Raw genomic sequence first — 12407 nt, forward strand, 5'->3', positions numbered from 1 at the left:
CTTAACCCCTAAAGATAGGGGAGCATCAGTTCAACGTTTTCAGCATCGCGCTCGTCAACTAGCGAGATTTTAGAAAGACGGCTTCTGCGCTTTGCGTTCTTGTGCTCAAGCATGTGATTCTTGAATGCTTTCCGACGCATCAGCTTACCGCTGCCGCTGCGCCGAAAACGCTTTGCAGCAGCTTTGCGAGTTTTGAGTTTAGGCATGACTTAGCTTAATTCGACACAGTCTACAATCTTAATACTGATCCGCGTTACACTGCAAGCATTGCTTTTCAAGCATCGACTTTAACGATAGCGACGGGCTGGAGCTTTGCCTGCATCGCTAAACAAGCCAAATAATGGCCCTAACACTGCACCTACGACAAATCCTCCGGCATGAGCCCAGTAGGCAATGCCGCCGCTTTCCATGCCGATGTTGGTGGGGGCATTGAGGCTAACTAAACCATAAAGCGCCTGCTGCCCAAACCAGATTCCCAGGAAAAAGAGGGCCGGAATGCGAATTGGGTACAGCAAAAAGCCGAGGGGAATCAGCGTTAGCACTTTAGCTTGAGGGAATCTAAGAATGTAAGCTCCCATTACACCTGCGATCGCGCCACTGGCTCCAAGAGAGGGAATGTTAGACCCTTGAGCAAAATACCACTGTGCTAGAGAAGCTAGAATACCGCACAGCAGATAAAAGATAAGGTATTTGACTCGTCCCAACCGCTCTTCAACGTTGTTGCCAAAGATCCACAGATAAAGCATGTTGCCCCCCAAGTGGAGGAAACCGCCATGCAGAAATTGGGATGTAATCAGTGTGAGCCACTCTGGACCAGTAGCAGAAGTGGCTTGTCCTTGAAAGCTTGCGGTCAGTTCTGCGGGGACGACTGCCCATCCTCGAAAAAATGCTTCTAGCGCAGGTGGCGATAGGCTAGCTTCATAGAAAAAAACCAGGATATTGAGCAGAATCAGCCCGTAGGTTACGTATGGAGTGATTTGTGTTGGATTATCGTCACGTAGAGGAACCACAGGCTTGTCCTGATAGTTTTGTTTAGAATCGTAACTTACCCTGCCTGTTCCAAATCTGTCTTCTGACTTACGGAAGGTTTGATGATCTCCCTTGATTCAGTTCCTCAATCACTAAGGCTGCTAGTTTGCTTGCTGCACCCGATGTGCCTCGACTTTGACGCAGGCGATCGCGCATTTGCTCTAACTTCTTAGGATGGGTGAGCAGATCAAGCGCAAGGTCAGCAATTTGCTGGGGCTGAAGTTGTCCGACCAGTTCAGGCACAATGGCTTCCCCTGCCCAAATGTTGGGCCATGCCAACAGTCGAGATTTCCGCAAAAATAGCCAGTTGATCAGTTTGGCGAAAGCGGAACCGACTCCCGGCAGATTAGCCAGCAATCCGGGTAAGCCATCCCAGGCTCGCATTGCATCAAGCTGCTGGGTGGGTAACAACACAATCATGGGCACTGCCAACGAACCCAGTTCTGCTGTGTTGGCTCCTACGGTGGTCAGGCAAAGGCGACACTGGGTCAACAAATCATAAGCAGGTGAATCGGTGTATAGCTCGATCCGCAGTCCATCCGAAGTCTTGAGGAAAGGTTGACCCTGGCTGGTAATTAGTTCAGCCGATACGTTACCCAACTGGTGAATGACCGGGTTTTGCTGGGGGTCAGCAAATCGAGCCAGGGTTTGCAGTTCCAGAGTGGGCGCAACCGGAATGACAAACCGGATTTGGGGACGGGCAGCGTGCAAGTGACGAGCGATCGCCAATGCTAGCGGCACACCTTGAGCCAGCTTTGCTGCCTTTGACCCAGGTAACATTCCAATTAGCTCCGTCTCTGAGGAGTGTTTTAAAGGTTGACTGTTTGTGGACGAAGCGTCCGAAGAATCAACCTTTAAAGCACTTGGGGGGTTGGGGGCTTGGGATAAGATACTCTCTGGTAAAGATAAATTCCTGACAGTTGCCGTATCTGCCATCAAATCTCCTACAACGGTGAACTTGTTGGCATATCGAGGGGATGCCCGGTCAATTAGCTCCGGTTTCATTACTCCAAAGCGATCGATCCAGCGGTGCCAGCGGGTATCCCATTCTCCATAAATGACGGTGCGGTAGCCTAAGCGTTTGCCAATCACCACCGGAAAGAACTGATCGCCACCCAGAAATACGACCACACCGCGATCACGCCAATCCCAGTTTTCGGCAGTTTTGCCCCAGAGCAAAAACGGGAAAAAGTGTTCGGCGGCTTGAATGCGATCGATTTCACTGTAGCGTTGGGCGATCGCCACTTCTCGCCCGCTGGCATTAGGACAGGGAGATAAGACTAGTGAGATTCTTACCTCGTCACGTTTACCCAACTGTTGCCGTAACGCTTTCACCACAGGTCGCACCCAGGTTGTTAACTCGCCCGGTCCATTTGAAAGAATCAAAATATCGGCAGTTTCCCTGTTTTTAGCTTCCGTCACGTCTATCCTGAACTCTCTATTGGTGTCTTCAGAATCTCATCTTAAAGCCATATCTCTAGACAGACGGATTGCTACAGCGACACTCGTTACTTTCGTCTATAGCAATTTCTCAAAGGCAATCCGTACAGGAAAGGGAACGATGGCAAGCAAAAAGAATGTTCAGCGAGTGCGGCGGGTTGCCAAGGAGCGGTTTGGCTATGAGACGTTGCGGGGTGGGCAAGAGACGGCAATTCAGGCTTTGCTCAACGGTCACGATACGCTGGCGGTGATGCCAACGGGGTCAGGGAAGTCTGCAATTTATCAGATTGCAGCACTGTTGACTCCGGGTGCAACGGTGGTAATTTCGCCTTTGATTGCGTTGCAACAAGACCAAGTAGATGCAATAGAAGCACAGGATGTGGGCGGTGCGATTCAGGTAAACTCTATGATGAAAGCGAGCGATCGCACCGAAGCCTTTGAAGACCTGGAAAAAGGCGATTTGGAGTTTATGTTTTTGGCTCCAGAACAGTTCAACAATCCAGAAACTTTGGAGAAGCTACAGGCAGTTAAACCTTCTCTATTTGTGGTCGATGAAGCTCACTGTATTAATGAGTGGGGACATGACTTTCGCCCTGACTATCTGCGGTTAGGCACCCTTGTTGAAGCGTTAGATCATCCACTGGTGTTAGCACTTACTGCAACGGCTGCACCACCCGTGCGAGCAGAGATTGTTGAGCGTTTGGAGATGCGCGATCCGCACATTGTGGTGCAAGGATTCGACCGCCCCAATATTTGGCTAGGAGCATTGCGGTTTGAAGACAAAAGTGAGAAACAGCAGGCACTCATTAAAGCAGTCGTGAAAGCTGAGAAGCCCGGTATCGTCTACGCTGCAACTCGCAAACAGGCAGAAGAAGTTGCGGAGTTACTTCAGGCGCAAAACATTAATGCCATCTTTTACCACGCTGGCATGAAAGCAAAAGATCGGGAAGCAGCACAAATTGCCTTTATGGGAGATGAGGCAGAAGTCATTGTTGCGACGACTGCTTTTGGTATGGGTGTGGATAAGCCAAACGTGCGTTTTGTGTTTCACCACAGTATCAGCGATTCAGTCGATGCTTACTATCAGGAGATTGGTCGAGCCGGACGGGATGGTGAGTCTGCAAAAGCAATCTTGTTTTATCACCCGGATGATTTGAATCTGCGCCGCTTCTTTGCCAGCAGTGGACAAATTGACCTGGAGCAAGTAGAACAAGTTGCTACTGTGGTTCAAGCGCAGAAGGAACCCATTGATTTGAAGACGCTAAAAACTCAAACCGATCTTTCTAAATCTAAGGTGCAAACGGCCTTGGGACATTTAGAAGCTGTGGGTGCGATCGCCATTCTCCCTTCGGGGGAAGTTACGACAACCGAACCTTTCGATTTAGATGAGGTTGCGGCAGAAGCGATTGAGGTGCAAGAGCGTCATCAACAGTATGAGCGATCGCGGCTGGAAATGATGCGCGGTTACGCCGAAGTACAAGACTGTCGGCGCAAATATATGCTCAACTACTTCGGGGAAGAGTTTGATGCGCCTTGTGGAAAGTGCGATCGCTGCGAAGCCGGAATCACCATTGAAGATGCAAAACAACCCTTTCCACTTAACAGTCGTGTGAAACACCAGTCACTCGGTGAGGGAATGGTGATGCGCTACGAGGGAGACAAAATGGTTATCCTTTTTGACGATGCGGGATACAAAACATTAGGGGTAGATCTGGTGTTAGAGCAAGGATTACTCCGAAGTGTTGAATGATCTCCAAGATGATCTACAGTTCTGCTGCAAACTGCCCCAGATGTTCTTTTCTCCAAGCTGAGTCGATTTTGCGATCGGTTTGAACTTCTAAAACTCGGATACCCGTTTCGGGAAGAACGCTTAACCGCTGCTGCAACTGTTCCCAAGATTGAATTAGTTCATGCTCAACGCCGTAGGTGGCGCAGAGTTGGTTGAAGTGGATGGACTGGGGAGCCGCAAAGAATTCTTCAAAGGGTGGGTCAAATTGGGCGATCGCCAACATCTCAAAAATGCCGCCACCGTCGTTATTGATTAGCACGATGGTGAGATGTCCGACAAACTTACGAGAGATTAAAAAGCCGTTGGTGTCGTGCAATAGCGCCAGATCTCCAGTAAGCAACACGCTGCTCTGGTGACGATGAGCCACTCCTAGAGCGGTGGAAAGCGTTCCATCAATGCCATTTGCACCTCGGTTAAACCAGGTCCGAATGTGGCGGTTTCCGGGTTGCCAAAACCATTCCACATCTCGTACGGGCATACTGTTGGCGATGAATAAAGGAGTGCCTTCAGGTAAACAGCGCGACAGCAACCAGGCAACTTTTCCTTCAAATAAGGATTCCGTCTGACTTAAGGTTTGATCCAGAGTTTGTCTGACCTGAGTTTCGGCTGTAAGCCAATGGTCAAGGTAGGAGTTGGGCGGAGCAGATTCCTGTTGTAGATTTGCAGCGAATTGTTCAACGGAGCAGCGTAGATGGGTGGTTCTGCCGTGAGTCGGATCGAGGTTGCGATCGCTCTCATCCACGACCCACTGAGTGGGTTGGGTTTTTGCTAACCACTGGCGCAATTCCTTACTGGTAGGCATTTCTCCAATACGAATCACCAGTTCTGGAGTGAGTTTTTCGGCAAACTGCGAATTCCTCAAGATCAGGTCGTAGGTGGAAATCAGGTAGGGGTTAAGGTCAGCGTAGTTTCGCACCGGAGATAGCCCTTCTGCTAGAACGGGAAAGCCCAGGGACTTAGCGAGGTGGGCGATCGCTTCACAGTAACGTTGGGGTGATTGGGGCTGGGCAATTCCAGCAATCAAGATGCCCTTTGAAGACTGAGTGGGGATTGAGGTTTGGGGATTAGGGTTGAGGAGTAAGGGATTGAGGGCAGCGAAGAAGTTTTTTGGGAAGTGAGCTTGAAGTGATTGAGCAGCAGATTGAGGAAGGGGAGCGAGGGGATCGCGGAAGGGTTGGTTGAGGTGGACGGGTCCGGGGATGGGGTAAAGGGTTTTTTCCCAGGCATACAGGGTCGTTTGGCGGAGGTAGGCGAGGGTGTCTAGCTCCAGCGAGGGGAGAGTGAGCTCGCTGTACCAGTTTGGAAAGGTGCCATAGAGTTTTTGTTGGTCAATAGTTTGACCGGCGTTGCACTCGCGCAGTTCGGGAGGGCGATCGGCAGTGAGAATAAGCAGTGGGATGCGGCTTTCTCTGGCTTCAATCACGGCAGGGTAGAAGTTTGCGCCTGCGGTACCCGAGGTGCAGACTAGGACGACGGGTAAACCGGATTTGCGAGCAATTCCTAAAGCAAAGAAAGCAGCGGAACGTTCGTCTAGAATGGCGATCGCCTCAATATCCTTGTGTGCTGCAAAGGCTAATGTTAATGGGGTGGAGCGTGATCCCGGACAGATAATTGCTGTTTTGAGTCCCAGTCGGCTGAGCGTTTCCACGAAAACCGATGCCCAAATGGAGTTGGTGTTGCTGAAATTAATTGACATGAAGAGGGGTGGTAGCGGTTTATGACTTGCAGCTACTGCCATCCCTGCAAGTCGGTAAACCAGTTTCTCAAGAAGGAACCAAGCTGACTGCGACGAGTTTCAAAGTTGGCAGCTAGCCAGATGAGGGCAATTCCGACCATTAAGCCAACAATCCACTTGAGCAGTGGGTAGTCAAAGATCAGAATAACCAGTTGATAAAAGGCATTGACCAGGAAGATAATTGTTCCGACGTAGAGGAATGCTCGGACGCGCAGGGAAAGTCCCGCAAAAAGTGTCACTAAGCTGATGATACCGGGCAAGATTCCCGTTTGGTGATGAAACAGCAGGGCAAATAGGCAAATGATGCCCGATCCCAGCGTTCGCAAGAGGTGGCGCAGGCGATGCGCGTTTGGGCGCTTTAGGTCTGGGTCAACTTGAGCGACATAAAGAATAAATAGCCCAACCAGGCTGGGATAGAGCAAGTCAAAGGTGCGCTGAATGTCAGTTAGCCAGAGGGCGATCGCCCATTCCACCAACAGTAGGCTGAGGTAGGTGAGGCGAATTTGGTATTGAGTCCGGGCAAATAGAAGATAACTCGCTGCGGCAACGACTAAACTAAGCGGCTGAATGCTGGCATTACTTAAGATCAAAGCTGCCAGGGGTAAAACGTAAGCCGATCGCTGCCAGGGTTGCGATCGCCAACCCCACTCCTGCCAGGGCAATAGGTGCAGGATGCAGGCAAAGAGAGTGGCGATCGCACCGCGCCAGGGCAAGATTTGAGCCAGCAGATCGTCGGGCAGCAGCGTGAGTCCATACACCGCAATTCCTACTGCTTCTAAGATGCCTGCGTAAACCCAACCGTCAGCGTCTCTAGGATTGTCCTGAATGCGTCCCTGAGCAAGGGCATAGCGCACGAGGAATATTCCCGTTCCCACTGCTAGCAGATCGTAGGTTGAGACTGGGTGTTGAGTTGCGGCAACCAGAAAAATGCTGCCTAGTGCCCAATGTAGGTGAGCGATTGTTGTTAGCCCGTCTGTATTCAGTCGCAGGAAGGGAATCAGCCACGGGGTCAGAATGCGGTAGACGTAGACGAAACTGGTTGCGAGGGCGGCGATCGCCACGAGTTGATCCCCGGCTCTGAGTCCAGCAACCTGGTAGAGCAGAATCTCGCAGCCCGAAGCAAACAGACCTGCTAACGCTAGATAGATCAGCGGCTTGAAGGATTCCTTGCGGCGACCTACGCCAATGGCAATCAGCGATAGACCCAGCGTGCTTAAGCCTGTCCAGTCTTCAACAATTCCCCAACGCAGAGTTGCACCTAATGCTCCGTAGACAAGCGGCATGACGTGCCAACTGCTGAGAATTTGACGGTTATCAGAGCGGCGATTCCACCAGTCACCAACCAGTTGGGAGGCTAACCCTAACGCCAGATTGGCGATCGCCAGTGCCGCTATAGAGCGACCCGTTAATCCCAAAGTTTCAATCGTCAGAACTTCTAAACCCCAGCCAAAGCCGTAAATTGCCCAATTAGTGGGACTTTGCCAGCTTCGGTAGGCGATCGCCCCCAGTATCAACGCAACCGAGCCAATTGCCAGAGCTGAGGCAGGCAAAAGATCCCAGTAAACGCCGAGCGAGTCGAAGGTGAGGCAGAGTAATTCAATCAGGTAGAGGGCGATCGCCCATCCATCCATTGCTCTAGCATAAAGCTGGGACAATGGAGTTGAACGGCGCAACAGGACACTGCGCCAGACCCAAAGCACGGTCAGCAGAATCGCTACCACTAGTAGCCAGTCTCGTGCCGAAAGCTGCGGCGATCCAGGCAGTTCCTCTGCCAAGAGCGTCACAACAAACCCCAAGCCAAAGCCAACGGCGATCGCAGCAGCAGTTAGATGCCACAAAGTGCGCGTGTGCAGCACCATTAGCCCGGTTGCCAGTCCCAACCCAACCAGCCGAAGCGTAGGCAGCGGCAGGGTTAGCACCTGAACCACCATTAATGTCCAAACGCCAGCCCAACTTGCCGTTTGACGATGGGGCGGACGGGTGAGACTGGCAATCCAAGTGAGAGACAGTGGCACTACTAGCCAGAGCATTCCCCACCCTTTTGGACTGACCCCGTGTTGCCCAAAGCTTGTCTCTGCACCCGACAGCAAAAGATTGTTTAACCAGAAGAGTCCAAAGCTCAAAGCTGCCAAGATGAAACCGAATGTCCAAAAACTTTGTCGCCAGAGTGCAGGCGGGTAGGCAGAATGAAGTCGATTGGGGCGGTTTTGCGTCCAGAAGGCGATCGCCCAATTCCCATTCCTTTGATCCCCATTCCTTCGATTTGTGGTGTGAAGCCCCAAGCTCAGCACCAGTTCACTAACTGCCAGCACTAGCAAAATGCCTGCCCAGAAGCCTAGATTCAGCGTCGGTAGAATCCAGTCAACAGCCGACAGAACGGTAGCTAGTCCTCCCAAGTGGATTAGATAAGACGAGGAGCGGTGCGAGGCGAGAAAGGATGGAGGCGTGGAGCGGGAGGAGGTAGAGGATAAATGCTCAGAAGTTGCGCTACCAATGCGGATGAGTTCGCTGACTTTAGCGCTTTGTGGCAAAGAGAGGAGAGCACTGCCTCTGCTCCAGCGCTGGTGATTGGCGATCGCCAACGTCAAGGTAGAAAGCGCAAAGGTTATCGTTCTGAGGATGGGGCTAAACAAGCTCAGTAACAGCAGCACTACCCCAAACCAAATGGCAATTTGATCGGCACAGGCTGTCAAATTCCGCTGCTGTCGGCGGTCTAGCCAATCTGCTGTTACGACCGTTAAGACTAAGTAAGGAAACAGCCCCAGGCAAAGCAGCACATCCGGGTTAGATTGAGTTCCGGTAAGCTGTGTTGCTAGTGTTACAGCTTGCTGCTGCACAACCAATGGCAGCAATCGCCACGCTAGCCAGTGCATCTGCAACCCAATTAGGAACAGGATCACCAGATCGCGGCGGTAGCGAAAACGGTAGAGGCGATCGCCAAAGAACCATAACCCCAGTCCGCTAACTCCAAGTGCCTGCCAGGGAACTGATCCAACTGAGATGAGCCAGCCTAGCCCCAACAAAATTCCTCCAATAGTTTCCCAGGTTGCGGGCTGAAGGGGGGAAAGGGGAGTTGGCGATCGCCCCGATTGAGCAATCTCCTGGCGAGCTAGCCATGCTAGCAAGAAGCCGCAGATGCCGACCGCTAAACCCAGACGCTCAACTTCTACCTCAGCAATAAAGATCGCTCGAATCAGCAAAATTGCCAGGGTATAAACAATCAGCGCTCGATTCAGGCTGAATGGACGGAACGGACGCTCTAGTGAAGTTTCTTGGCGACTTTGAAGCAAGGTAATCGCCGCTGTTGCGATCACGCCCGCATAGACGGCAATTAGGGCAAATCCAGGTAACCCCCAGCCCCATTGCAGGTAACTCAGCCCTAGATGATTTACCAATGTCAGTTGAGTCTGCTGGGGGTCCTGACGATTTGCCCGGAAATGGTAGATTGCGAGCGCGGTGAGAGTGAGAGTGGCGATCGCTGCAATTCCTGCTCCCAATAAGCTTCTCCACAACCCAAAGCTATCCATCGCTAAGAAATTTACGGGCAGCAACAGCAGACTCACCACCCGTAGTGCTTGAGCCGTTAGCCGTAAGTTTTGCTGCCTTCCTGCCCAAACACTTGCACCCCAAAAGCCCAACGTGTAAAACAACAAAATGCCGTACTGCCCCGCTGCCGGGAATCGCTGCCACTGACTCGCTGCCAACACGCCAGAGGAAACCACCACCAAAAACATCCCTAGCAGCAATAGCCACAGGACGCTGAGTTCCGCCATCAGCGAATGCAGCATTTGTGCAACTAGACCAAGCGCAGCAGGTTCAGGTGGCTTTGGGGTAGGGGCGGGTTTTCGCGATTTCACAGGTTGAGGAGGGGCAATCGGCGCAAAATCATCTGCCTCCGCCTTCTGTAAATCGCAGGCAAGATTTACCTGACCCAATGCCTTAACTTGGGTTTCAGGAAGTAACCCTAGCTTTAGCAAAACCTCTAACCCCTTGAGCAGATTGGCATGGGATGCCAAGCATGAAAGCTTTACCTCAATCTGTCCTGACTTCAGCAACCCTAAGCGATGCCATGCGTCTAATCCTTCCAGCAGCTTTTGAGGCGAAATCTGAGTGCTAAAGTCAAGCTGAATGGCTGGCTGAGATAGCTCTGACCGATTTGGAACTTTCCCTAAAAGGAGCGTCAGCTCGATATCATCAGCAGAAATCAAGTCAAGGCTCAACCAGGTTTCCAGACCTTGCAATAATTCTGCTTGGGCTTGAGTTACTAGTTTTAGCTCAATCAATCGGTCTGGTTGAAACGACATACTCCGACGCTCACCCAAAAGAATATGTATAGCGGAATTGTGGCTATAAACGATCGATTCAATTGCTTGCGGTTTGCAGCGTTTAAATCAATTCCTACGTAAAGCACGTTGTGAAGCGTGAATGGTAGCGTAGCTTCGCCACACTGCTAATCACGCAGCAATTAATACCTGCATCATGCTGGGGAATAGATGTAGCTCACGTCAATTCAATTCCAAATTGTCAACTGTCACCCGCTTTTCTCACTGTGTCACTCTATTTAGCGTGAGAAGCCTGTCCAGACACAAAACTTTGGCGGACGGTTGAGGAAGTGTCCTGGTTATTAGCAAGTTATAAAAACGAGGAAAGGTTAGAAAAAAGAAGGCAGGGCTAAGCCCTGCCTTCTTTTTTCTAACTCAAGTAACTAGCACTATATACAAGAAACACACGAACTGACAGCACACACGATTCACAGCAAACAAACGGGAAGCCTTGCTCCAGCTAGCTTTGCTTGCTCCAGGCAAGCATGGGTCAAGTTTGCTTCACTCAAATCAGCTCCATATAGTTCAGCTTGGCTCAACCGGGTTTCACTCAAATTAGCGCCTCTCAAATTAGCGCCTCTCAAGTTTGCGCCTGTGAGGTCTTGTTGACTGAGGTTTGCCCCCTGGAGGTTGGCTTCTGTAAGATTGACTGACATTAGATTTGTGCTTCGCAGATCTGCACCTGCCAAGTCAGCATGGCTCAGATCTAATCCACCCAGGTTGGCTCCATACAAGTTGGCGTTTCGTAGCTTTGCCTGTTTAGAAATTGTCTCCGTCAGATCTGCATGGGTTAAATCGGCTGTTTCCAGGGTGATATCCATCAAATCAGCCCGCCCTAAATTAGCACTTTTTAAGTTTGCACCTGTCAAATTTGCATTTCTCAGGTCAGCCGCCCGCAGGTTTGCCCCTTGAAGATTTGCGCCAACGAGTTTTGCCTGTCTAAGAGTTGCTGCACTGAACCTGGCGTTTTGCAGATTTGCGCCGCTTAAATCAATTCCGATCAGGTTTGTCCAGTTTAAGTTTGCTCCGGTTAAGTCGATTTCTCTAAAGTCTCGTCGTCCCTGCAAATACTGCTGCTTGAAGTCTACGATGTCCACTCAGGTGCCTCCTAAGGGTGAATTGTGTTTGGGCTTTTAACATCGAACCTGCGTATCAAATGACCGAGCATTGCTAAGCACTCACTACTTACAGACCAAAACTGACAGGTATTAATGAAGCAAAAACAAGGATGAACTGAGGATTGACCGAGGATAGACCAGCGCTGACTGATGAGTAAATCTACTGTCTGTGTTGCGCGTATTGCGGAGAGTGCAGAGTCAGGATCAATATAGCTTGAGAAAGATTATGCGATTAGAAAGATTTGTATCGTAAGGAAAAATTTCGTTACAAATAGGAGGGCGATCGCCCCCTCCCAACCCCTATTCCAGATGGGTTTCCTCTACAACATATTTAGCGTAGTGTATGAAGTGAATACGCTATAGATAGAGGTTTAGCCATCGTGAGCGACGATCAGCTTCTGCTTTTTTCTCCAGAAGATCTGCGCGGCTACCGAAGCTTAGGACGACAGGAAGAGTTTTTAGAAATGGACTGTGTTGCTTTGCAATCCTGGAAGCAGCGCATCTTTCAATATCAGCAACAGGTGAAAATCAGCCCTCCGACAGAGCAAGGAACGCTGTTTGATCCGGGACTTACTTCTAGTTCAACCCAGCCTGACCCTGACGGTATTAACCCATTCAACCTGCCGCAACAGAATACAGAATTTTGGCGTTGGAAAGCAGCAGATCAGGGTACGGCAGCTCTCTATTTTGTGATCGATTATGAGCTACCGATTTTGCTCTATGTGGGTGAGACGGTAAAGTCAAATCAACGCTGGAAAGGCGTACACGACTGCAAGCGCTATTTGCTGAATTACCGACAGATTCACTATCAGCATCAACTCACGTCTATGTTAGGTATCGCATTTTGGACCGAAGCACCCGTAACAACTCGCCCCCGACAGCGGTTAGAGTCAGCTTTGATTTATAAGTGGCGATCGCCCTTCAACAAAGAAAATTGGGATTTTTGGGCAACCCCATTTGTGGGCGGCAAGTAG

Annotated in this window: 8 protein-coding genes; 2 read left to right on the forward strand and 6 right to left on the reverse strand. The window is 50.6% G+C overall.

Annotated features, from left to right (window positions below; all coding sequences use genetic code 11):
* Positions 1-8: 8 nt before the first annotated feature.
* The 3 genes from rpmI to H6G00_RS09850 form a co-directional block, all read right to left on the reverse strand.
* Positions 9-206: a 50S ribosomal protein L35 gene (gene rpmI, locus H6G00_RS09840; protein ID WP_190641635.1), complete on the reverse strand. Its 198-nt coding sequence runs from the start codon at positions 204-206 to the stop codon at positions 9-11.
* An 81-nt stretch (positions 207-287) separates the two neighbouring features.
* A complete protein-coding gene (locus H6G00_RS09845) occupies positions 288-1010 on the reverse strand; it encodes a rhomboid family intramembrane serine protease (RefSeq protein WP_190641634.1) in 723 nt (240 codons plus the stop codon).
* Between the two features lie 67 nt (positions 1011-1077).
* A complete protein-coding gene (locus H6G00_RS09850; RefSeq protein WP_190796586.1) occupies positions 1078-2451 on the reverse strand; it encodes a lipid-A-disaccharide synthase in 1374 nt (457 codons plus the stop codon).
* 139 nt (positions 2452-2590) lie between these two features.
* Between H6G00_RS09850 and H6G00_RS09855 the strand changes: the two genes are divergently transcribed.
* Positions 2591-4219 carry an ATP-dependent DNA helicase RecQ gene (locus H6G00_RS09855; RefSeq protein WP_190796587.1) on the forward strand — a complete coding sequence of 543 codons (1629 nt, stop codon included), beginning with the start codon at positions 2591-2593 and terminating at the stop codon, positions 4217-4219.
* A gap of 13 nt (positions 4220-4232) precedes the next feature.
* Here H6G00_RS09855 and menD read toward each other — a convergent pair whose 3' ends face one another.
* From menD to H6G00_RS09870, 3 genes are all read right to left on the reverse strand, one after another.
* Positions 4233-5954 (reverse strand): 2-succinyl-5-enolpyruvyl-6-hydroxy-3-cyclohexene-1-carboxylic-acid synthase, encoded by a 1722-nt coding sequence (gene menD, locus H6G00_RS09860; protein ID WP_190796588.1) that lies wholly within the window; start codon positions 5952-5954, stop codon positions 4233-4235.
* Between the two features lie 32 nt (positions 5955-5986).
* Positions 5987-10297 (reverse strand): DUF2157 domain-containing protein, encoded by a 4311-nt coding sequence (locus tag H6G00_RS09865; protein WP_190796589.1) that lies wholly within the window; start codon positions 10295-10297, stop codon positions 5987-5989.
* Positions 10298-10743: 446 nt separating this feature from the next.
* The gene (locus H6G00_RS09870; protein WP_190644529.1) at positions 10744-11412 is read right to left on the reverse strand and encodes a pentapeptide repeat-containing protein; all 669 of its coding nucleotides are present in this window, start codon (positions 11410-11412) and stop codon (positions 10744-10746) included.
* Between the two features lie 440 nt (positions 11413-11852).
* On the opposite strand from H6G00_RS09870, the gene H6G00_RS09875 reads away from it, so the two are divergent.
* The gene (locus H6G00_RS09875; protein ID WP_242042211.1) at positions 11853-12407 is read left to right on the forward strand and encodes a GIY-YIG nuclease family protein; all 555 of its coding nucleotides are present in this window, start codon (positions 11853-11855) and stop codon (positions 12405-12407) included.

The sequence above is a fragment of the Leptolyngbya sp. FACHB-541 genome (genome assembly GCF_014695875.1).
Classification (GTDB): Bacteria; Cyanobacteriota; Cyanobacteriia; order Elainellales; family Elainellaceae; genus JAAUTN01.